21 protein-coding genes are annotated in these 22,154 nt (G+C 64.7%); 16 read left to right on the top strand and 5 right to left on the bottom strand.

Annotated features, from left to right (window positions below; genetic code table 11):
• The first annotated feature begins 56 nt into the window (after nucleotides 1-56).
• From iolG to CK218_RS06815, 5 genes are all read left to right on the top strand, one after another.
• Nucleotides 57-1,049, top strand: a complete 993-nt coding sequence (gene iolG, locus CK218_RS06835) for an inositol 2-dehydrogenase (RefSeq protein ID WP_095827261.1) — start codon at nucleotides 57-59, stop codon at nucleotides 1,047-1,049.
• Nucleotides 1,050-1,080: 31 nt separating this feature from the next.
• Nucleotides 1,081-1,875: an SDR family oxidoreductase gene (locus CK218_RS06830; RefSeq protein ID WP_067002874.1), complete on the top strand. Its 795-nt coding sequence runs from the start codon at nucleotides 1,081-1,083 to the stop codon at nucleotides 1,873-1,875.
• A gap of 155 nt (nucleotides 1,876-2,030) precedes the next feature.
• Nucleotides 2,031-2,297 (top strand): type II toxin-antitoxin system Phd/YefM family antitoxin, encoded by a 267-nt coding sequence (locus tag CK218_RS06825; protein ID WP_095776897.1) that lies wholly within the window; start codon nucleotides 2,031-2,033, stop codon nucleotides 2,295-2,297.
• Nucleotides 2,294-2,716 (top strand): type II toxin-antitoxin system VapC family toxin, encoded by a 423-nt coding sequence (locus CK218_RS06820; protein ID WP_095776898.1) that lies wholly within the window; start codon nucleotides 2,294-2,296, stop codon nucleotides 2,714-2,716. Before CK218_RS06825 ends, CK218_RS06820 begins: the two co-directional genes overlap by 4 nt.
• A gap of 286 nt (nucleotides 2,717-3,002) precedes the next feature.
• Nucleotides 3,003-4,094 (top strand): 3-deoxy-7-phosphoheptulonate synthase, encoded by a 1,092-nt coding sequence (locus tag CK218_RS06815; RefSeq protein ID WP_095776899.1) that lies wholly within the window; start codon nucleotides 3,003-3,005, stop codon nucleotides 4,092-4,094.
• Between the two features lie 21 nt (nucleotides 4,095-4,115).
• On the opposite strand, the gene CK218_RS06810 is transcribed toward CK218_RS06815, so the two are convergent.
• A complete protein-coding gene (locus tag CK218_RS06810) occupies nucleotides 4,116-4,751 on the bottom strand; it encodes a LysE family translocator (RefSeq protein ID WP_095776900.1) in 636 nt (211 codons plus the stop codon).
• Nucleotides 4,752-4,877: 126 nt separating this feature from the next.
• On the opposite strand from CK218_RS06810, the gene CK218_RS06805 reads away from it, so the two are divergent.
• Complete coding sequence (locus CK218_RS06805) at nucleotides 4,878-5,579, top strand: YafY family protein (protein ID WP_095776901.1); 702 nt, start codon at nucleotides 4,878-4,880, stop codon at nucleotides 5,577-5,579.
• A gap of 12 nt (nucleotides 5,580-5,591) precedes the next feature.
• Here the strand turns inward: CK218_RS06805 and CK218_RS06800 are convergent, their stop codons facing one another.
• Nucleotides 5,592-6,701, bottom strand: coding sequence for a Gfo/Idh/MocA family oxidoreductase (locus tag CK218_RS06800; protein ID WP_095776902.1), 1,110 nt, complete (start codon nucleotides 6,699-6,701; stop codon nucleotides 5,592-5,594).
• A gap of 158 nt (nucleotides 6,702-6,859) precedes the next feature.
• Between CK218_RS06800 and CK218_RS06795 the strand changes: the two genes are divergently transcribed.
• From CK218_RS06795 to phnN, 9 genes are all read left to right on the top strand, one after another.
• Nucleotides 6,860-7,705, top strand: a complete 846-nt coding sequence (locus CK218_RS06795) for a MurR/RpiR family transcriptional regulator (RefSeq protein WP_179294461.1) — start codon at nucleotides 6,860-6,862, stop codon at nucleotides 7,703-7,705.
• A gap of 155 nt (nucleotides 7,706-7,860) precedes the next feature.
• Complete coding sequence (gene iolC / locus CK218_RS06790; protein ID WP_095827260.1) at nucleotides 7,861-9,795, top strand: 5-dehydro-2-deoxygluconokinase; 1,935 nt, start codon at nucleotides 7,861-7,863, stop codon at nucleotides 9,793-9,795.
• Nucleotides 9,796-9,846: 51 nt separating this feature from the next.
• Entirely contained in the window at nucleotides 9,847-11,697 is a 1,851-nt protein-coding gene (iolD, locus tag CK218_RS06785) for a 3D-(3,5/4)-trihydroxycyclohexane-1,2-dione acylhydrolase (decyclizing) (RefSeq protein ID WP_095827259.1), read from the top strand.
• 172 nt (nucleotides 11,698-11,869) lie between these two features.
• Nucleotides 11,870-12,784: a myo-inosose-2 dehydratase gene (gene iolE / locus CK218_RS06780; protein ID WP_067002856.1), complete on the top strand. Its 915-nt coding sequence runs from the start codon at nucleotides 11,870-11,872 to the stop codon at nucleotides 12,782-12,784.
• Between the two features lie 63 nt (nucleotides 12,785-12,847).
• Nucleotides 12,848-13,060 (top strand): hypothetical protein, encoded by a 213-nt coding sequence (locus tag CK218_RS06775; RefSeq protein WP_067003268.1) that lies wholly within the window; start codon nucleotides 12,848-12,850, stop codon nucleotides 13,058-13,060.
• A 14-nt stretch (nucleotides 13,061-13,074) separates the two neighbouring features.
• Nucleotides 13,075-13,887, top strand: coding sequence for a 5-deoxy-glucuronate isomerase (gene iolB, locus CK218_RS06770; protein WP_095827258.1), 813 nt, complete (start codon nucleotides 13,075-13,077; stop codon nucleotides 13,885-13,887).
• A 149-nt stretch (nucleotides 13,888-14,036) separates the two neighbouring features.
• On the top strand, nucleotides 14,037-14,744 hold the full coding sequence (locus tag CK218_RS06765) for a DUF1045 domain-containing protein (protein WP_095827257.1): 708 nt from the start codon (nucleotides 14,037-14,039) through the stop codon (nucleotides 14,742-14,744).
• 31 nt (nucleotides 14,745-14,775) lie between these two features.
• Complete coding sequence (locus tag CK218_RS06760) at nucleotides 14,776-15,915, top strand: alpha-D-ribose 1-methylphosphonate 5-triphosphate diphosphatase (protein ID WP_095827256.1); 1,140 nt, start codon at nucleotides 14,776-14,778, stop codon at nucleotides 15,913-15,915.
• Nucleotides 15,912-16,538, top strand: a complete 627-nt coding sequence (gene phnN / locus CK218_RS06755; RefSeq protein WP_179294448.1) for a phosphonate metabolism protein/1,5-bisphosphokinase (PRPP-forming) PhnN — start codon at nucleotides 15,912-15,914, stop codon at nucleotides 16,536-16,538. Before CK218_RS06760 ends, phnN begins: the two co-directional genes overlap by 4 nt.
• Before the next feature lie 310 nt (nucleotides 16,539-16,848).
• Here phnN and CK218_RS06750 read toward each other — a convergent pair whose 3' ends face one another.
• The 3 genes from CK218_RS06750 to CK218_RS06740 all read right to left on the bottom strand — a co-directional run bounded on the left by CK218_RS06750 (nucleotide 16,849) and on the right by CK218_RS06740 (nucleotide 20,490).
• Nucleotides 16,849-17,844, bottom strand: a complete 996-nt coding sequence (locus CK218_RS06750) for an ABC transporter permease (protein WP_067323934.1) — start codon at nucleotides 17,842-17,844, stop codon at nucleotides 16,849-16,851.
• On the bottom strand, nucleotides 17,841-19,406 hold the full coding sequence (locus CK218_RS06745) for a sugar ABC transporter ATP-binding protein (RefSeq protein ID WP_095827540.1): 1,566 nt from the start codon (nucleotides 19,404-19,406) through the stop codon (nucleotides 17,841-17,843). Before CK218_RS06745 ends, CK218_RS06750 begins: the two co-directional genes overlap by 4 nt.
• A 121-nt stretch (nucleotides 19,407-19,527) precedes the next feature.
• On the bottom strand, nucleotides 19,528-20,490 hold the full coding sequence (locus CK218_RS06740) for a sugar-binding protein (RefSeq protein ID WP_067323936.1): 963 nt from the start codon (nucleotides 20,488-20,490) through the stop codon (nucleotides 19,528-19,530).
• A 544-nt stretch (nucleotides 20,491-21,034) separates the two neighbouring features.
• Here CK218_RS06740 and CK218_RS06735 point away from each other — a divergent pair.
• Entirely contained in the window at nucleotides 21,035-22,150 is a 1,116-nt protein-coding gene (locus CK218_RS06735) for a LacI family DNA-binding transcriptional regulator (RefSeq protein ID WP_179294447.1), read from the top strand.
• Nucleotides 22,151-22,154: the final 4 nt, after the last annotated feature.

Below are 22,154 nucleotides of genomic sequence, written 5' to 3'. Positions count from 1 at the left end.
ATCGTCCGCGCCGGCCGGCGCGGACACGTTTTAGAACCACCCTCAAAGGACATTCCATGACACTCCGCTTCGCTCTTCTCGGCGCCGGCCGTATCGGCAAGGTGCATGCCCGCGCCGTAGCCTCAAACCCGCAGGCCAAGCTGGTGGCCGTGGCGGACGCCTTCGAGAAAGCGGCGACGGAGCTTGCCTCCGGCTATGGCGCCGAGGTGCGCAGCATCGACGCCATCGAGCAGGCCCAGGACATCGACGCCGTCATCATCTGCACGCCGACCGACACTCATGCCGACCTCATCGAGCGCTTCGCCAGGGCCGGCAAGGCGATCTTCTGCGAGAAGCCGATCGACCTCGACGTCAAGCGCGTCGAGCAGTGCCTGGCCGTGGTCGAAAAGGCCGGCGCTACGCTGATGGTCGGCTTCAACCGCCGCTTCGACCCGCATTTCGCCGCCGTCCGCAAGGCGATCGACGACGGCGCCATCGGCGATGTCGAGATGGTCACCATCACCTCGCGCGATCCGGGCGCGCCGCCGCTCGACTACATCGCGCGATCCGGCGGCATTTTTCGCGATATGACCATCCATGATTTCGACATGGCGCGCTTCCTGCTCGGCGAAGAGCCGGTGGCGGTCAGCGCGCACGCCTCGGTGCTGGTCGACAAGAAGATCGGCGAAGCGGGCGATTTCGATTCCGTCAGCGTCATTCTGGAAACGGCGTCCGGCAAGCAGGCCGTCATCTCCAACTCGCGCCGCGCCACCTATGGCTACGACCAGCGCATCGAGGCGCACGGCTCGAAGGGCATGGTTGCGGCCGAGAATCAGCGGCCGGTGTCGATCGAGCTCGCCAATGACAAGGGCTACACCCGCCCGCCGCTGCACGATTTCTTCATGACCCGCTACATCGAAGCCTACGCCAACGAGATCGCTTCCTTCATCGCCGCCGCGAATGCCGGCAAGAAGGCGGCGCCGAGCGGCAAGGACGGGCTGGTCGCCTTGAAGTTGGCGGATGCGGCCTTGGAGTCTGCCAAGACGGGCAAGACCGTCCGCGTCGCCTGAAGGTTTTGAATTCGATTACAGGAGCAGAGCGATGAACGGTCTAGCCGGTCGCAATTCAGAAACGCGCGCCATCGTCACCGGCGGCGCGCAGGGCATCGGCTTCGCCGTGGCGGAAGCCTTGGCCGACGAGGGTTGCCGCGCGCTGGCGCTGGTCGGCCGCTCGCAGGAGAAGGGCGACAAGGCGGTCGCAGCGCTCAAGAAAAACGGTGTCGACGCCATCTTCATCAGCGCCGATGTCGCCAAGGTCGCCGACTGCAAGCGCGCCGTCGCAACGGCGCTCGCGCATTTCGGCACCTTAAACGCGCTGGTCAACGCCGCCGCCACTTCGGCCCGCGGCTCGTTGGTCGAGACATCGGAAGAGCTTTTCGATCAGATCTTCGACACCAATGTGCGCGGCCCCTTTTTCCTGATGCAGGGCCTCGTCGCGCATCTCCTGGAGCGCAGGGCGCCGGGCTCGATCGTCAACGTGCTGTCGATGTCGGCGCATGCCGGCCAGTCCTTCCTGACGCCCTATTCGACCAGCAAGGGCGCGCTGATGACGCTGACCAAGAATGTCGCCAGCTCCTACCGGAAAAACCGCATTCGCTGCAACGCGGTGCTGCCCGGCTGGATGGACACCGAGGGCGAGGCGATCGTGCAGAAGAAGTGGCACGATGCGCCGGACGACTGGCTGGAAAAGGCCGAGGCCGCGCAGCCGATGGGTCAGCTGGTGAAGCCGGCGCAGCTCGCCCGGCTGATCACCTACATGCTCAGCCCGCAGGCCGGCGTCATGACCGGCTCGCTGGTCGATTATGATCAAAACATAGCTGGCGTGATCGGGGAGTAGTGACAACGAGCAGCTTACACCAGAAGCAGGCCAGCTATGGGTGCAGATGTGATCAGCCTCGTGCGCCCAAAGGTATCCGGCCCCTGAGAGCCCCTGTTGCCGCAGCATCGCTATTCCGGTATAGTCAAGATGGTCAGAATAGTCATGAGATTGAGATGCTGCCCGGACCCAAAGAAGATACGAGCTGGACGGTCGCTGGGGCAAAGGCCCGGCTCTCGGAGGTAATAGATCGGGCGCAATCTTCGCCTCAGACGATCACCCGTAACGGCAAACCAAGCGTTGTCGTCGTGTCCGCAGAGGAATGGCGGCGGAAGACCGCCCGCAAAGGAACGCTTGCGGAGTTCCTCCTGGAGTCGCCGCTGCGCGGCGCCGATCTCGACCTTGAGCGTCAAGCCGACGAACCGCGTGATCAGCCGCTTTGAGGCTTCTGCTCGATACCAATGTCCTGTCAGAGGTGACGAGGCCGGCGCCGGATGTAGGCGTTCTAAAGTGGCTGGACGGGCTTGATGAGGATCGATCATTCATCAGCGTCGTGTCGATCGCCGAGATCCGGCGCGGCGTTTCCCTCATGGATGAGGGCCGCAAACGAGAGGCACTGGCCGAATGGCTCGCTCGAGATTTGCCGCAGCGCTTCGAGCAAAGGGTTTTGCCGGTGGACGAAGCCGTTGCCTTGGCCTGGGGCGACCTGATGGGCCTTGCCAAGCGCCGCGGTCGCGGTCTGTCGTCGATGGACGGTCTGATCGCCGCCACCGCGATTGCGAAGCAGCTCACCTTGGCAACGCGTAATTCGAAGGATTTCGAAGGCTTTGCAATCGAACTTTTCGATCCATGGTCTGCATGAACCGTGAACCGCTGCATGATGCTCTCTTTTTTCCCGAGGCCACGGAGCACGGCGCAAACCAAGCAAATGCTTAGCTTCATGAGGACGTGACAAGCGCCTCGGCATCGACTATATGAGCCGCATGATCCACCTGACCGCCTCGTTTTGGTACTTTAGCTACGGTAGCTCGCTGGCGGCGGGAGGATTGCGCTCGATCTGAAGATTGCAGCATCTAATCCGAAAAGCCGCCAGACCTGGCGGCTTTTTCGTTTCAGCCGGCAGGTCTCCTAACCAGGAGCAGAAAGCCGTGTTGACCACCACAGACGACCTACGGGTCAAGGAACTCAAAGTCCTGAGCACGCCGGACGACGTGATGCGCGAGATACCGCGCTCGCTCACGGCGACGCGCACCGTTGCCGCCTCGCGCAACGCCATCCATTCCATCCTGACCGGGGCCGACGATCGACTGGTCGTCATCGTCGGCCCTTGTTCCATCCACGATCCGGTCGCCGCCGTGGACTACGCCAGCCGTCTGGCGGCGCTGCGCGAGGCCCTGGCCGACCGGCTCGAGATCGTCATGCGCGTCTATTTCGAGAAGCCGCGCACCACGGTCGGCTGGAAGGGCCTGATCAACGATCCCGATCTCGACGGCAGCTTCAACATCGACAAAGGCTTGCGGATGGCGCGCAACGTGCTTTCCGCCGTCAACAATCTCGGCCTGCCGGCGGCGACGGAATTCCTCGACATGACGACGCCGCAATATATCGCCGACCTCGTCGCCTGGGGCGCCATCGGCGCGCGCACGACCGAAAGCCAGATCCACCGCGAGCTGGCGTCGGGCCTCTCTTGCCCGGTCGGCTTCAAGAACGGCACCGACGGCAATCTGAGAATCGCCGGCGAGGCGGTGAAGTCGGCGGCGCAGCCGCATCATTTCATGGCGGTGACCAAGGGCGGCCGCAGCGCGATCGCGGCGACGACCGGCAACGAAGACTGCCATGTCATTCTGCGTGGCGGCGTGGCGCCGAACTACGACGCGGCAAGCGTCGACGCGGCCGCCGCGGAGCTCGGGCGCATCGGCATCGCGCCGCGCCTGATGATCGATGTCAGCCACGCCAACAGCGGCAAGAAGCCGGAGAACCAGCCGAAAGTCGCGCACGACGTGGCGGGCCAGGTCGCAGCGGGCGACGAGCGCATCATCGGAGTCATGATCGAGAGCAATCTCGTCGCCGGCCGTCAGGACGTCGTGCCCAGCAAGCAGCTCACCTACGGCCAGAGCATCACCGACGGCTGCATCGATTGGGCGACCACCGAAACGCTGCTGCACGGACTTGCCGGCGCCGTCGAGTGGCGCCGGTCGGTGAAGCGCGAACTGCTCGCCACCCGTCAGGGCGCCGCCTGACAACCCTGGCGAGGGCGGCGTTCACGCCGCCCTCAGCCCTTCCCATGCGGTGAATACCGAGACCGCGAATAGAAGCAGCCCGGCCGCACGGCCGGCAATGACCGTTGCCCGCGGATTGCCGACCAGAAGCGCCCGGCTGCGCCCGGCGGTGATGGCGAGGCCGCCGTAGATTCCTGCTTGTGTGACGACAGTCAGCAGTCCCATGATGGTCGCCTGCATCCAGATCGGACCGTAAACCGGCTTCAGGAACTGCGGATAGACGGCAAGGATAAACAGATAGGCCTTGGGGTTGATCAGGCAGGTGACCAATCCCTGGCGAAAGGCTTTCCAGGCGGAGCGGCTGCCGGCGGGCCCGTCATCGCTGACGGTGATCGAGCTGCGCATCAGCGAAATTCCGATATAGGCCATGTAAGCGGCGCCGGCGATCAGCAGCGGTTTGAACAGGACCGGCACGAAATGAATCAGCAGCCCGACGCCGATCGCCCCGTTCAACGTATGCACTACGCCGCCGAGCATAATGCCGCCGGTCGCCGCCAGCCCCCTGTCGCGCCCCCCGGTCAGCGCATTGGCCAGCACGAACAGCATGTCCATGCCTGGAACGGCGATGATGCCGAACAGCAGGATGAAGAATAGCCAGAGATTTTCCGTGTAACTCATGTCAGTTGCCTGTCGCCGCACCCCGCAGGACGCTAACGAATCTGTTGATTTTCAAGCGTGTAAGCGGCCCTATAGATCACCCCAACTGACGGGGATGTGTCAGTTGCGTTCGGAGCCGTTGAGGAAATGCGCAAGGCCTCGCGCCTGTTCGAGATCATCCAGATCCTGCGGCTGGCCAGGCAGCCGGTGACCGCGGCGACGATCGCCGAGCGGTTGGAAGTGACGGTGCGCTCGGTCTATCGCGACATCGCGGCACTGCAGGCGATGCGCGTGCCGATCGAGGGCGGGCGCGGCATCGGCTATATCCTGCGCCCCGGCTTCGACCTGCCGCCGCTGATGTTTTCGATCGAGGAGATGGAGGCGATCGTGCTCTCGCTGGCGCTGCTCGCACGCACCGGCGACGACGAGCTCAAGCAGGCGGCAAAGCGCGTCGGCGCCAAGATCGCCGGCGCGGTGCCGCCGCCCTTGCGCCAGACGCTCGACGCCAACGCTCTTCATGCCTGGGGTTTTTCGCCTGCGGCCGCGGCGGTCGATCTGGCGCTGGTGCGCCGCGCCATCCGCGACGAGGAGAAGCTCGACCTCGCCTACCGCGACGAAGCCGGCCGCGACACACAGCGTATCGTCCGTCCGATCGCGCTGATCTACTACGCCGAGACCGCCAACATCGTCGCTTGGTGCGAACTGCGCCAGGCCATCCGCAATTTCCGCAGCGACCGCATCGAGGATTGCCAGCCGACCGGCCTATGGTTCAAAGGCGAAGGCGATCAACTGCGGCAGGTTTGGGTGGACGGCTGGGAGATCAATGCAGCAGCCGCCGCCGGCACCTGAAGGGGAGCCGGCTCACCTCACTTCCACCCAGTGCTGTTCCTGGAACGATCGCGCCATGGCGTGCACCGTGCGCTCGATCTCCAGCCCTTCGTCGAAGTCGATGGTCCGCGCCGGCTTGCCGGCGATCCGCATCAAAAGCTCGCGGCACTCGATCATCTTGAGGTCGTTGAAGCCGAGGCCGTGGCCGGGCGCCGGCACGAAGGAATCGTAGGGCTTGTGGTGCGGCGCCAGCAGGATCGTGCGGTAGCCCTGCTCGGTCGGCCGGTCGGCGGTCAGATAAAGTTGGAACTCGTTCATTCGCTCCTGGTCGTAGAGGATCGAGCCTTTCGAGCCGAAGATCTGGAGGGCGATACGGCCCTTGCGGCCCCAGGCCGAGCGGTTGACCAGCAGCGTACCGGCGACACCGTTCTCCAGATGCATCAGCACACTGGCGATATCGTAGGTCTCGACCGCACGGCGGCCGCCGGAGGCGACGCGCCGGTCGGCATAGGGTTTCGCCATGTCGCACATGACGCGAGCGACGCGGCCGAACAGCACTTTGATCAGCGACAGCGGATGCACCGCGAAATCGTCGAGCGCGCCATAACCGGAAGCCGCCTCATGCTTCCAGAAGAACAGCGCCTCGGGATCGGCCATGAAATCCTCGTCCATCTCGATGCGCACGAGATTGACATCGCCGATGATCTTTTCCTCGAGCAGCGCGCCGATGTGGCGGATGGCCGGGTTCTGAATGTAGTTGTAGCCGAGCACGGCAGCCTTGCCGGATTTGGTCGCTGCCTTCGCCATCGCCTCGGCCTCGGCAAAACTCGGTGCCATCGGCTTCTCGCACCACAGGTGCTTGCCGGCTTCGAGGATGGCGATCGCCATTTCCGGATGGAACTGGTTGGGCGTGGTCAGCGACACGACATCGACCTCCGGATCGTTGACGACGGCACGCCAGTCGCCCGAGCCTCGAGTGAAGCCGAACTCGGCCGCTTTGCGCTTTGCAAGCTCGTCATTGACCTCACCCAGATGCACCAGCCTCGCCTTCTCGACATCGGGAAAGACGGTGCCGACCGCGTTCCAGGCAATGGCGTGGCACTTGCCCATGAAGCCCGTGCCGATGAGGCCCACTCCGACCATGTCGATTGTCTCCGGTGAAGGGGAAGAATTCGCATGGATGAATTAATCCATTTCAGCTGAGAATGGAACGTCCAAATCATTTTTTATGGTGTTCTTGCGCGAAACCGCTATGATGAGGCAGGAGAGGGAACACCAGCATGGCCGTGGGCGGAGCGACGATGGACGGACGGGTGCCTCGCGATTTCGAGACCTTGCGCACGACGATCCTGGAGCGGCGCACCAGTCTGCCCAAGCGCATCGCGCAGATCGCCGCCTATGCGCTGGACAATCCCGACGACATCGCCTTCGGCACGGCGGCGAGTATCGCGGCTTCCGCCGGCGTCCAGCCCTCGACGTTGATCCGCTTCGCCCAGCAGCTCGGCTTCGATGGTTTCACTAGCCTGCAGCAGGTGTTTCGCGAGCGGCTGCGCGAACGCAATTCCTCCTATGACGAGCGGTTGGCGGCACTGCGCGCCAAGGCCGAGGAAGGCGCTGGACACCGGGCGATCTTCGACGGCTTCGTGGCTGCCGCCAGCACCTCGCTCAGCGACATTTCGCGCGCGCTGAACGATGCGCATTTCGAACAGGCGATCACGCTGCTGGCAAAGGCGGAGACAATCTATGTGCTAGCCAAGCGCCGCTCCTATCCGGTCGCCTCCTACATCGCCTACGCGCTTGGCAAGCTCAAGATCCGCAACCAACTGATCGAGTCGGCCGCGGGCTTGAACGCCGAGATGATTGGCTTCGCCACGCCGCGCGACGCCGTCATCGCCATCAGCTTCTCGCCTTACGCGCCCGCGACCATCGAGGAGACGCGCTCGATCGCCGAGCAGGGCGTGCCTATCGTCGCCATCACCGACAGCTCGTTCTCGCCGCTCGCCCAATTCGCCAAGGTCTGGTTCGAGGTGGCCGAAGCCGATTTCGGCGGCTTCCGCTCTTTGTCGGCGACGATGGCGCTCGCCATGGCGCTGACCGTTGCCGTCGGCGAGAAGCGGCGCGACGCCGGCCGCAGGCGCAAGGCCTGAGCGGCCCCGAACGGGCGTTTTTCCATCAGGGAACACTCATTCCATATTGACTATGGATTGGAATTATTATTTCATATTGACGGTGTCACGCCGCCGTTCGCGCGTGCTGCCCAAAACGACGCTGCTCTGCACAACAAAGCCGATGGGAGGTTCGAATGGGCGAAGCCGTGGAAGCGAAATATCCGCCGCTCGACGTCATCACGATCGGCCGCGCCTCTGTCGATCTCTACGGCCAGCAGATCGGCTCGCGTCTGGAGGACATAACCTCCTTCGCCAAGTCGGTCGGCGGCTGCCCGGCCAATATCTCCGTCGGCACGGCAAGGCTCGGCCTGCGCTCGGCGCTGCTCACTCGCGTCGGCGACGAGCAGATCGGCCGCTTCATCCGCGAGCAGCTCAGGCGTGAGGGCGTCTCGGTCGACGGCCTGAAGACCGACAAGGAACGGCTGACGGCGCTGGTGCTGCTTTCCGTCGAGGACGAAGGCGTCTCGCCGATGATTTTTTATCGTTCGGATTGCGCCGATATGGCGCTCGCCGAAGAGGACATCGACGAGGCTTTCATCGCCTCGGCGCGCGCCGTGGTCGTCACCGGCACCCATTTCTCGCGTCCCAACTCGGATGCTGCACAGCGCAAGGCGATCCGTTTGATGAAGGCCAAGGGCGGCAAGGTCGTGTTCGACATCGACTACCGCCCGAACCTCTGGGGGCTCGCCGGCCATGCCGAGGGCTTCGAGCGCTACGTCAAGTCGGACCGGGTCTCGGCGCAGCTGAAGACGGTGCTGCCCGATTGCGACCTCATCGTCGGCACCGAGGAGGAAATCATGATCGCCTCCGGCGCCGACGATTGTCTGAGCGCGCTTAAGACGATCCGCACGCTGTCGGCCGCTACCATCGTGCTCAAGCGCGGTGCCAAAGGCTGCATCGTCTATGACGGGCCGATCAGCGACGACCTCGAGGACGGCGTCGTCGGCGAGGGCTTCCCGATCGAGATTTACAACGTGCTCGGCGCCGGCGACGCCTTCATGTCGGGCTTCCTGCGCGGCTGGCTCGGCGGCGAAAGCTTTGCCACGGCGGCGACCTGGGCCAATGCCTGCGGCGCCTTCGCCGTGTCGCGCCTGCTATGCGCGCCGGAATATCCCACCTTCGAGGAGCTGCAGTTCTTTCTGAAGCAGGGCAGCAAGCACTTGGCGCTGCGCAAGGACGAGGCGATCAACCACATCCACTGGGCGACGACGCGCCGGCGCGACATCCCTTCGCTGATGGCGCTCGCTTGCGACCACCGCGTCCAGCTGGAAGATGTCGCGGCCAGGGTCGGTGCAGATGTCTCGCGCATCCCCGACTTCAAGGTGCTCACCGTCAAGGCGGCGGCCAAGGTCGCCGCCGGTCGCGACGGCTACGGCATGCTGATCGATGAGAAATACGGCCGCGATGCCATGTTCGAGTTCGCCCGCCATCCCTTTGCCTGGTTAGGTCGGCCGGTCGAGCTGCCCGGATCGCGGCCGCTGCGCTTCGAATTCTCGCAGGACGTCGGCTCGCAGCTCACCGAATGGCCGGTCGACCATTGCATCAAGTGCCTCTGCTTCTATCATCCGGATGATCCGGAAGCGCTGAAGACAGAGCAGCAGCAAAAACTGCGAGCCCTGTTCGAGGCGGCGCGGAAAGTGGGCAGGGAACTGCTCGTCGAGATCATCGCCGGCAAGCACGGCACGCTGGACGACGCCACCATTCCGCGCGCCCTTGAAGAACTCTATGCGCTGGGCATCAAGCCCGACTGGTGGAAGCTCGAGCCGCAGGCCTCGGCAGGCGCCTGGGCCAGGATAGAGCAGGTGATCGTCAAGCACGATCCGTGGTGCCGCGGCGTCGTGCTGCTCGGTCTGGAGGCGCCGCAGGACGAGCTGGTCGCAGCCTTTGCCGCCACCGCCAATGCGCCGGTCGTCAAGGGATTTGCGGTCGGTCGCACCATCTTTGTCAATGCCGCCGAACAATGGCTGGCCGGCAAGATCTCGGATGACGAGGCTGTCGCCGACATGGCCTCGCGCTTCGAGCAATTGACCGAGGCATGGCTTGCAGCGCGCGGCCGCAAAGCAGCATAAGAAGAACGGGCAGCATATTAGGCGGCACAGGGAAAGCCGGAGGAAACGACAATGACCAAGACCGTTCGCCTGACGATGGCGCAGGCGCTGACCCGCTTTCTCAGCCGCCAGATGACCGAGATCGACGGCATGAAGGCGCCGATCTTCGGCGGCGTCTGGGCGATCTTCGGCCACGGCAATGTCGCCGGCATCGGCGAGGCGCTCTACCAGGTCCGCGACGAGCTGCCGACCTTCCGCGCCCATAACGAGCAGGCGATGGCGCATGCGGCGATTGCTTACGGCAAGGCGAATTTCCGCCGCCGCTTCATGGCCGCGACCACCTCGATCGGCCCCGGCGCGCTCAACATGGTGACGGCTGCGGCGCTCGCCCACGTCAATCGCTTACCGGTGCTGCTGCTTCCCGGCGATGTCTTCGCCAACCGCTTGCCCGACCCGGTGCTGCAGCAGGCCGAAGATTTCTCCGACGGCACGGCGAGCGTCAACGATTGCTTCCGCCCCGTCTCGCGCTATTTCGACCGCATCACGCGGCCGGAGCAGATCATCCCGGCGCTGAACCGCGCCATGCAGGTGCTGACCGATCCGGCCGAATGCGGCCCGGTCACGCTTTCGCTCTGCCAGGACGTGCAGGCGGAGGCCTATGATTATCCGGAAAGCCTGTTTGCCGAGCGCGTCTGGACGCCGCGCCGGCTGCGCCCGGATCGCAACGAACTGGCCGTCGCCGTGGCGGCCCTGAAGAACGCCAAGAAGCCGCTGGTGATCGCCGGCGGCGGCGTCCTCTATTCGCAGGCTTCCGGAGAGCTGGCCAAGCTGGTGCAGGGCGCCGGCATTCCGGTTTGCGAGACCCAAGGCGGCAAATCCTCGCTGCCCGACGATCATCCGCTCAACATGGCGGCCGTCGGCGTCACCGGCACATCAGCGGCCAACCGGCTGGCGGAAGAGGCCGATGTGGTTCTTGCCGTCGGCACCAGGCTGCAGGACTTCACCACCGGCTCCTGGGCGCTGTTCAAGAATGCCGGCCGCACCATCATCGGGCTCAATACCCAGGTCTTCGATGCCGGCAAGCACTGGGCGCTGCCGCTGGTTGCCGACGCCACCGAAGGGCTCGCCGAGCTTTCCGCCGCGCTGAAGGGCTGGAAGGCGCCGACCGCCTGGACCGACAGTGCGCTGAAGGGCAAGACGGAATGGCAGGCTGCCGCCGCCAAGGTGACGGCCTCGACCAACGCCGCCTATCCCTCCGACGCGCAGGTGATCGGCGCCGTGCAGCGCGCGATGGGCTCGGGTGTCACGCTTTTGCATGCCGCCGGCGGGCTGCCCGGCGAATTGCACAAGCTCTGGCAAGCGGGCGCGCCCGGTTCCTATCACGCCGAATACGGCTTCTCGACCATGGGCTACGAGATCGCCGGCGGGCTCGGCGTCAAGATGGCGAAACCCGACCAGGAAGTCGTCGTCATGGTCGGCGACGGCTCCTATCTGATGCTCAATTCCGAGATCGCGACGTCGGTGATGCTCGGCCTGAAACTCACCATCGTGTTGCTCGACAATCGCGGCTATGGCTGCATCAACCGGCTGCAGATGGCGACCGGCGGCGCCAACTTCAACAATCTCCTGAAGGACGCTCGCCACGAGGTGATGCCCGACGTCGACTTCGCCGCCCATGCGGCCAGCCTCGGCGCCGTCGCCGAGAAGGTGGCCTCGATTGCTGAACTCGAGACGGCGCTCGCCAAGGCGAAGGGCAACGACAAGACCACCGTGCTGGTCATCGACACCGATCCGCTGGTGTCGACCGAGGCCGGCGGCCACTGGTGGGATGTTGCCGTGCCGGAAGTCTCGTCGCGGCCGCAGGTGAACGCCGCGCGCAAGGCGTATGACGAGAAAAAGCTCATGCGGAGCTTAGGTGATTGAAGCTGGCACTGCCCCTCACCCTTGCCCTCTCCCCGTGAAGAACGGGGAGAGGGGCCGCCAGCGCTGAAGCCTGTCCCTTCTCCCCGTCATTCACGGGGAGAAGGTGCCGGCAGGCGGATGAGGAGCAGCGCCGACGAGCGAAAGTTGAACGATCCAAAGCTGGAGTGACGACTTGAAAGCCAAACTGGGCATGTCTCCCATCGCGTGGTGGAACGACGATCTCGTGGAATTGAGCGATGATGTGTCGCTGGAGGAGTGTTTGCGCCAGTCGCGCTCGGCCGGCTTCACCGGCATGGAGATGGGCCGCCGCTTCCCCAACGATCCGAAGGTGATGCTGCCGATCCTGAAAGAGGCCGACGTCACGCTCTGCGGCGGCTGGTTCTCCGGCACGCTGGTCGATGAGGACATGTCGAAGAACAAGGATCGCATCCAGCCGATGATCGACTTGTTCAAGGCGGTCAACGCGCCTTGCATCGTCTATGGCGAGGTCGGCCGCTCCATCCAGGGCGACCGCTCCAAGCCTCTTGCCACCAAGCCACGGCTTTCCGGCGACGAGATGAAGGCCTATGGCCGACGCGTCACCGAATTCGGCGAATGGTGCGCCGACCAGGGTATGCCGCTTTCCTACCATCATCACATGGCGGCCGTGGTCGAGACCGAGCCGGAACTCGATTCCTTCATGCATCATTCCGGCGAGGGCATCCCGCTGCTGCTCGATGCCGGCCATCTCGCCTTCGCCGGCGGCGATGTGTTGCGCGCCATCGACAACCACCACAAGCGCATCAACCACGTCCATGTGAAGGACGTGCGCATGAACGTGATCGACGGGCTCGACCGCACGAAGCAGTCCTTCCTCGATGCCGTCGCGCTCGGCGCCTTCACCGTGCCCGGCGACGGCTCGCTCGATTTCGGCGCGATCGTCCAGCGCTTCGCCGACTACGGCTATGAAGGCTGGTTCGTGGTCGAGGCCGAGCAGGATCCGAAAAAGAACCCGCCGCTGAGGATGGCTGAGGTCGGCCACAAGGAGCTGATGCGGGTGATGACGGCCGCCGGTTATACGGTGGAGACGCAGGGCTTCCCGGCGTAAACGGTGGATTCGTCCGGCCGCTCGGTCTATCTGATGCGTTTGGACAAGTCCCGGATTGGCGCGATGAAAGACTATGAGCACCCCTTCTTCCGACCGCTGTGGCGGCGCATTGCCGTCGTTGCCGTCTGCCTAATCTGGTCGGTGATCGAATTCGCCTCCGGCACGCCGTTCTGGGGTGTAATCGCGCTCGGCTTCGCCGGTTACGCGGTGTGGCAGTTCTTCTACCTCTACAAGCCGGCCGAGGAGCCCAAGCCTCCGGCCGAGCCGAAGGAATGACCCAGGAGACAAAAATGTCGAAACTGCTCGTCAAGGCCGACAAGGGCCACGGCCACGTCGCCCACGTCACCCCGCAAAGCGCGGGCTGGACTTACGTGGGTTTCGATCTCCACCGGTTGCGGCCGGGCGAGACGGCCGCCGGCGAGACGGGCGAGCGCGAGGTCTGCCTGGTGTTGGTCACCGGCAAGGGCAAGGCTGCGGCCGGCGGCAAGGATCTCGGCCTGCTCGGCAAGCGCATGTCGCCCTTCAAGGGCAAACCCTGGTCGGTCTATGTGCCGCAAGGCTCCGACTGGTCGGTGACCGCCGACACCGAACTGGAGCTTGCCGTCTGCTCGGCGCCCGGTCTTGGCGGCGGCCTGCCCGCCCGCGTCATTGCGCCCGACGATCTCGGTCAGGAAGTGCGCGGCAAGGGCACCAACACCCGCTACGTCACCAACATCCTGCCCGAGGGCAAGCCGGCCGACTCGCTGCTGGTGGTCGAGGTCATCACGCCCGGCGGCCATACCTCCAGCTATCCGCCGCACAAACACGACCAGGACAATCTGCCGGCCGAGTCCTATCTCGAGGAGACCTATTATCACCGCCTCAACCCGCCGCAGGGTTTCGCCTTCCAGCGCGTCTACACCGACGCCGACAGAAATGGCGTGCGCGACCTGGACGAGGCGATGGCGATCGAGGACGGCGATGTCGTGCTGGTGCCCAAGGGCTACCACCCGTGTGCGGCCTGCCACGGCTATGATCTCTATTATCTCAACGTCATGGCCGGCCCGAAGCGGACGTGGAAATTCCACAACGCCGCTGAGCATGAGTGGCTGATGAAGGCGTGAGATTTTTCATCGCCCTCAACCTGTTGGTCCAGTTCGGGAAAATCGTCGGCTAAGGACCGCCGGAGCCTGGGTTGCCTTCGAAAACCCATGAAAGCTTCGTCAATCCGTCATGGAAATCACCTATGGCAGCGGTCTGACGAGGATTTTCGATGCGCTATGCCATTTACTTTACCCCGAGGCAGGATGAGCCGCTGGCGCGGATCGCCGCCAACTGGCTGGGGCGCGACCCGTTCGGCGCGCCGACGCGGCCGGTCGAGGGTGTGGGTGACCTGTCGGCGGCGGAAGTTGCCTTCCACACCGCCTCGGCACGGCGCTATGGCTTCCACGCGACGCTGAAGGCGCCGTTCCGGCTGGCGCCGAGCGAAACGGAAGCCTCGCTGCGGGCGGCGCTCGACGATTTCGCCGAGGCCACGCCACCAGTCGTCATCCCGCGTCTGGTCGTCGGCCAGATCGACGGCTTTTTCGCGCTGGTGCCGGAAAGTCCTTTCGAGCCGCTCAACAATTTCGCCGGCGAGGTCGTGCGCGCCTTCGACCGTTTCCGCGCGCCGCTGACCGAGGCCGAGATCGAGCGCCGCAGTCCAGACTCGCTGAAGCCGGATGAGTTTCGCAACCTCTGCCAGTGGGGTTATCCCTACGTCTTCGAGACATTCCGCTTCCACATGACGCTCTCCGGACGGGTCGGGCCACAGGAAAGCCCGCGCCTTCGCGCTGCAATCGACAGCCTGTTCGCGGATGTTCTGCAGCGTCCGGTGCCGGTGGATGCGCTGACGCTGTTCGTCGAAACCGAACCGGGCGCGCCCTTCATGGTGCTCTCGCACCACGTGCTTGGACGCGGCCCGGCCAGAAAAACCGCCTGATGTCCGCCCCGCCTGAGATAGGACTGCTGAAATGACCGCCGAGATCGTTTTGAACAATGCCCGCATCGTGCTGCCCGACGAGATCGTCGCGGGCTCGCTGCTGCTGCGCGATGGGCTGATCGCCGCGATCGAGCCGGGTGCGGCCCGCACCGGCGAGGACATGGGCGGCGACTACATCATCCCGGGTCTCGTCGAGCTGCACACCGATCACCTCGAAGGCCATTACGCGCCGCGTCCGAAAGTGCGCTGGAACCCGATCGCCGCCGTGCTCGCCCACGATGCGCAGGTGGCGACCGCCGGCATCACCACGGTGCTCGACGCCTTGCGTGTCGGCATGGACGAGGATGCCGACCTGAAGTCCGACGACGTGCGCAAGCTCGCCGATGCGATCGAGGACAGCGTGCGCCAGGATCGGCTCAGGGCCGACCACTTCATCCATCTGCGGTGCGAGGTCTCGGCGCCGGATTGCCTCGAGGCCTTCGCCAATTTCGAGACCGACGACAGGGTGAAGCTCGCCTCGCTGATGGACCATGCGCCGGGCCAGCGCCAGTTCGTCGATCTCGAGACCTACGCCTATTATTACCAGCGCAAGCTGAAGCTCACCGACCGCGACTTCCAGAAATTCTGCGAGAAGCGTATGGCGGAATCGGCCAAGAATTCCGGGCCGAACCGCGTCTTCATTTCCGCCGCCTGCCGCGAGCGCGGCATCGTGCTTGCCAGCCACGACGATGCGACGGCCGGCCATGTCGACGAGGCGGTGGAGCAGGGCGTGCGCGTTGCCGAATTCCCGACCACCGAGGAGGCGGCGAGGGCCTCGAAGGCGGCAGGCCTCGGCGTGCTGATGGGCGCGCCCAACGTCATGCGCGGCTCCTCGCATTCGGGCAATGTGTCGGCGCGCTCGCTTGCCGGCGACGGTTTGCTCGACATCCTGTCGTCCGACTATATCCCCTTCAGCCTGATTCAGTCCGCCTTCTTCCTCGGCGATGTCGTGGAAGGCATTTCGCTGCCGCAGGCGGTCGCCATGGTCTCGAAGAACCCGGCGGAAGCGGTCGGCCTTAGCGATCGCGGTGTCATCGAGCCCGGCCGGCGCGCCGACCTCGTGCGCGTGCGCGTCGACCAGCATGTGCCGGTCGTGCGCAACGTCTGGCGTCAGGGCAGGCGCGTCGCATGATGGTTTCTGCGCTGATCGAACGAGAGCTCACCGAGACCCTTCCGATCCGCAACGGCGTCTTCGTCGCGGTGGTCGGGCCGAGCGGCGCCGGCAAGGACACGGTGATCGGCTACGCCAGGGCGCATTTTGCCGGCGAGACGCGGCTGGAGTTCGTCCGCCGCGTCATCACCCGTCCGAGCGACTCCGCCAGCGAGGACCACGATACGCTGGCCGACGCCGCCTTCGCCGAGGCGGAAGCGGACGGCGCCTTCGCCATCTGCTGGGACGCGCACGGCCTGCGCTATGGCCTGCCGGCCGATGTCGATTGGGCGATCGCCAATGGTCATGTCGCCGTTGCCAACGTTTCCCGTGCCGTCATCCCGGCGCTGCGTGAGCGCTATGCCAACCTGGCGGTGGTCGAGATCACCGCTGCGCCGGAGATCCTCGCCGAGCGGCTGGCGGCGCGCGGCCGTGAATCGCGCGGCGAGGTGCTGGCGCGTCTGGCGCGCAGCACCAGCGTGACGCTTTCCGGGCCGGATGTCACCTCCATCGACAACAGCGGCGCCAGAGAGATCGCCGGCGAGCGTTTCGCCGAGGTGCTGCGCAAGGCGATGGCGTTCTCGGACCTTTCGGACATGATCTGAGGTGTATTGATTCAGGTGATGCCGGCTTGCGAGTGGGAGGTTGGGCCGAGACTTGTTGATGTCGGCGCCGCCCCTCATTGCCCTGCCGGGCATTTCTCCCCGTAGTGACGGGAGAAAGGGCTGGCCGCAGTCTCGGCGCCTTTCTTGCGACGTTCCAAATTGGCGAAATCATCGGCGAGAGCGCTCCCCGTCAATATACGGGGAGACGATGCCGGCAAGCAGGTGAGGGGCGGCGCCAACGTCCAAAAAATGTGTGCAGCACGCGAAGTTGGAATTTGCGCCGCTGCCTCCCGAGATCGGACGAGGGAAGCTACTCCGCCGGCGCGCCGGCGACGTTCCGGCGCGACGCCTCCATCATCCGGCGCCGGGCGCGGAACACACCCCACTGCTGGTCGACCAGCACGCCGATCAGGATGACGCCGCCCATCACCGCGAAGTTCAGTGAGGACGGGATGCCGAGCAGATTGACGAGGTTTTGCAGTTCCTGCAGCAGCACGGTGCCGAGGATGACGCCTACGAGCGAGCCCTCGCCACCGCGCAGCGAGAAGCCGCCGAGCACCGCCGCGGCGATGGCGTAGAGCTCATAGAACTGGCCGTGGCTCGCCGGCGAGATCGAGCGCGTGTACATGGCGAAGTAGATCGCCGACAGCGCCGTCAGCACGCCGCAGATCACGTATGCCGCGATCACCACGCGTCCGGTGCGAATACCCGAATACTTCGCCGCTTCCTCATTCTTGCCGATGGCATAGAGATAGCGTCCGAACACCGAGCGGTGCAGCACCACCCACATGACGATGGCGATCACGATCAGCGCGATGAAGGAATTCGGCAACCCGCCGGAGCGGCCGGCGGTCAGAAATTCCAGATCCGGGAAATTCTGGCCGAAAGCGAAGCCCGCCGTGCCGTCGGCGGTGTAGAAACGGGCGACGCCGCGGTAGATCAGCAGGCCGCAAAGCGTCACCACGAAGGGCTGCATCTTGAGCCGCGTGATCAGCCAGCCATGCACGAAGCCGATGATGGCACCGAGCACGATGATCAGAACGAAGGCCAACGGCCAGTCCATCTCGCGCACGGCGATGAAGTCGATGAACAGCGTGCCGAGCAGCGCGATCAGCGAACCGACCGAAAGCTCGATGCCGCCGGTGATGATGACGAAGGCCTGGCCGATCGAAAGGATGCCGAACAGCGCGACCAGGTTGGAGGTGTTGGCGAGATTGATCGTCGACAGGAAGCGCGGATTTATAGCCGTGACCACCGCGCCGACCACCAGGATCAGGACCAGCAGGCCGAGGTCTTTCTTGCTCATTGCGCTCCTCCCGCGGCTTGCGCCAGCTTCGGCTTCTTGCCCACCGCCAGCAACAGCACGTTCTCCTGGCTGAAATCGTCCCGGTCGAGGATGCCGGAGATCTGCCCCTCATGCATGACCGCGATGCGGTCCGAGACGCCGATCACCTCCTCCATGTCGCTGGAGATCATCAGCACCGCGACGCCGGCATCGGCCAGCGCCCGCATCAGCGCGTAGATCTCGGCCTTGGCGCCGATATCGATGCCGCGCGTCGGCTCGTCGAGGATCATCACCTTGGGGTTCATCGCCAGCCATTTAGCCAGAACCACCTTCTGCTGGTTGCCGCCGGACAGCGTGCCGGTGCGGGTCAGGACCGATGGCGCCTTGATGCCGAGATCCTTCTTCTGCTTCTCGGCGGTGGCGAGCTCCGCGCTGGTCGACACCAGCGAGCGCTTCGCATGCGCCGGCATATTGGGCAGCGAAATGTTTTGTGCGATCGAGAGGTCGAGCAGGATGCCGGTCAGCTTGCGGTCTTCGGGTACCAGGAAGATGCCGCTCGCCACCGCATCGGCGGCCGATCCGACATTGAGCGCCTTGCCGTCCAGCGCGACACTGCCGCCGAGCCGCTCGTCGATGCCGAACAGGACGCGCGCGAGCTCCGTGCGGCCGGAGCCGACCAGCCCGGCAAGCCCAAGGATTTCGCCGCGCCGAAGCTCCAGGTCGACCGGGTGGTCGGGATAGGCGCTGGTGCGCACCGCTGTTGCCGAGAGCGCGACACCGCCCGGCGCGCGACCCGCCTCCGCGGCTTTCTCGCGCTCCTTCAGCATGCGCCCGATCATCAGCTTGACCATCTGGTCGTGATTGATGTCGCTCTTCGGCAGCGTGCCGGCCAGCATGCCGTCGCGCAGCACCACGACGCGGTCGGCGACGCGCTCGACCTCGTGCAGGCGGTGCGAGATGAAGATGACGCTGATGCCTTCCGCCCGCAGTCCCTTGATCACGTCGAGCAGCTTTTCGGTCTCGGCGATCGGCAGGCTGGAGGTCGGCTCGTCGAGGATCACCAGCCGCGCCTTGATCGACAGCGCCTTGGCGATCTCGACCATCTGCTGCTGCGCCAGCGACAGCGAGGCGACCGGCGCGTCGGCCGAGAAATTGGCGCCGACGCGTTTCAGGAGCGGCGCCACCATCTCGCGCAGTTTGGCGCGGTCGACCAGCTTCAGCGGCCCGGCCTTCAGTGGCTCGCGGCCGAAGAAGATGTTGGCGGCGACGTCGAGATTTTCGAACAGGTTGAGCTCCTGATGCACGAAGGCGATGCCGGAGCCGATGCTGGCTTCCACGGTCAAGCCGTCATGCGCGACGCCGTCGACGGTGACGGTGCCGCTGTCCGGCCGCGTCACGCCGCCGAGGATCTTCATCAATGTCGATTTGCCGGCGCCGTTCTCGCCGACCAGGCCGATCACCTCGCCCGGCCTGACCTCCATCGAGAACCCGTCCAGCGCCACCACGCCGGGATAGGTCTTGCGCACGGCCTCGAGGCTCAGGAACGGAGCGGATTGGACGATGGATGGGTCGGAATAATTCATCACGCCATTGTTCATCGCGCTTATCGGCAGCCGGTAGACTGCAGACTGACGGGCCGCATGCGGCCCGTCAATACGGACGCCGGCTCAAGGCGAAGCTTGAGCCGGCGCAACTGTGCATCGATTACTTGCCGGCCATCGCCTTCAGGTTTGCGGCATAGGCGTCGACATCGTCCTTGCCGATGATCTTGGTCGGCACGATGATCAAGCCGTTGGCCGGAATGCCCGACTTGTCGCCCTTGAGGTAGGCGGCCATCAGCTTCATGCCCTGATAGGCCCATTCGAAGGGCTGCTGCACCACGGTCGCGGCAACCGTGCCTTCCTTGACGCCGCCCAGCGTGATCGGATCGTCGTCGAAGCCGACGACGGTGATCTGGCCGAGCTTGCCGGCGTCGCGCAGCGCCTCATAGATGCGCGGCGTATTGTAGGAGTAGAAGCCGACCATGCAGGTGATGTCGGGGCTGGCGACCAGCGCATCCTCGACATTCTTCTTGGCCCGCGCCTGGTCGATGTCGTCGCCGCGCACGTCCACCAGCTCGATCTTGCTGCCGGCAAGCCCCTCCTTCATGCCCTCGATGCGCTCCTTGGCATTGTCGGCGCCGAGCAGGCCGACGAAGCCCAGGCACTTGCCGCCGTTCGGCATCGCCTTCTTGGCGATCTCGGCCGCCTGCTTGCCGGCATCGACGTTGGACGAGCCGATATAGGCGACGCGCTTGGTCTGCGGGGCGTCGCTGTCGGTGGTGAACAGAGCCGTCTGCGACGCGATCTTGTTCAGCCCGTCGGTCGAGGTCTTGGGGTCGACCGCCGACACCATGATGCCCTTCACGCCGGCCGTCACCAGGTCGTCCATCAGGCGCTGCTGGATGGCGACCGACGACTGCTCGGGATATTTCAGCTCGAGATTGTAGTCGGGCAGTTCGCCCTGCGCCTTCTTCACGCCGGCTTCCGCCGCCTTCCAGAAGTCTGACGCGCCGTTGACGACAAAGGCCAGCGTCGGCTTGTCGTCGGCGCGCACGGCTGCGCTGGCCGTCAGGCCAATAGCCAAGGCCGCCGCGGCGACGGACGCGTTGCGTATCATGGATTTCATGCTTCAACCTCCCTTTTGAAACTCATCGCTGCTGTCTCGGCTGCGGCCTGGACGCCCTCCTCCTCAAGGGTCTGGCACCTAAGTCCGGGGCCGATCCAGCCGCGACCGAAACACTAGACACAGATTTGACGTTCGTAAATAGTCCGATTTGTCTGACATTTTCGTGAGGATGAGGCAAGCTCTTCTTCCGGCAAATTGCCGGGCAGCAAACATGCGCTCCTCCCAGATGCCGTCGCCGCAACTTGCCCGGCGACGCGTTGACAGTAGATCGCTTACCGATATTAGTAAATAGTATTAGTAGCGGGATCGGACCGGCACACCAACACGGCGAACCGGGTGCCGCGGTGGGCGCCGGCGGAAGCAGGATTTGCGCTGGTCGGGTCGGCAAAACTCGGGAAAAATGACAGCTTTGCTGACCTTTTTGGCCCATTTTGTCGCCGCGTGCCGTGGCTGGTGCCAACGCCCTTTTTGGTGATAATAGTTATAAGCATACCCGCTCGGTGGCGGGCTTTGCGGAACAGCCCGGCAGGTTTGGGAAAAGACCATGAGCGAACCGACGCAACTGCGCGATCCACGGGAAACGTCCAGACGCCGCAAGGCCTCGGCCAAGCCCAAGGGCCGGGTCACCATGACCGATATAGCGAGGGCCGCCGGCTGTTCGCAGGCGACGGTCTCTTTCGTGCTCAACAATTCGCCGGGCATCAGGCTGTCGCAGCAGACGCGCGACCGTGTGATCGAGGCAGCTAGAGCGCTGGGCTATTCGCCGCCGGTCTTTTCAGCTTTGCGTCCGCCCGTCACGCCCTTCGAAGGACTGGATGGCGTCATCGGCTTTGCCGTCGATCAGCTCGCCACCAGCCCCGAGGCGGTTGTGGCCATCGAGGGCGCGCGGCAGGCTTCCTGGAATGCCGGCAACGTGCTCTTGGTGGCGCAGACCATGGGTGACGCCGTCATGGAGCCGCGTGCCATCCAGGCGCTCACCCGGCGCGGCCTCTCGGCGCTGATCTACATGACCATCTTCACCCGCGAGATCACCGCGCCCGAGTTCCTCTACAGCCTCGACATTCCGGTCATCCTGCTCAACTGCTACACCGCCGATTATGCCTTCCCGGCCGTGGTGCCTTCCGAGATCGCCGGCGGCCAGAGCTCCACCCGGCATCTGATCAGCCGCGGCCACCGCCGCATCGCAACCATCACCGGCGAGCCCTGGATGCAGGCGGCGCAGGATCGGCTGAAGGGCTATCGCCGCGCTTTGGCCACCGCCGACATCCCCTTCGATCCGGACCTGGTGGTGGAGGGCGACTGGTCGGCCAGCGCCGGTTATGCCGCGACGGTGAAGCTGCTTGCGCTGAAGGACCGCCCGACCGCCATCTTCTGCCAGAACGACCGCACGGCGATCGGCTGTTACGAGGCGCTGAAGGAGGCGGGCCTGCATATCCCCGGGGACATTTCCGTGATCGGCTATGACGACGAGGAGATCGCCCGTCACCTCTTCCCGCCGCTGACCACATCGATTCTTCCGCATCTGGCAATGGGCCAATGGGCGATCGAGCAATTGGAGACGCCGCCAACGCTAGGCCGCGGCCGCTATCCCATCACCAAGCTTGAATGCCCGCTGGTGGAGCGGGAAAGCGTGGGAGCGTGCCTCGCACAATTCCGGTGACCCC

The sequence above is a fragment of the Mesorhizobium sp. WSM3879 genome (assembly GCF_002294915.1).
Classification (GTDB): domain Bacteria; phylum Pseudomonadota; class Alphaproteobacteria; order Rhizobiales; family Rhizobiaceae; genus Mesorhizobium.
Note: the sequence above shows the minus strand (reverse complement) of the source record. Positions and strands in the feature narration are given on the sequence as shown.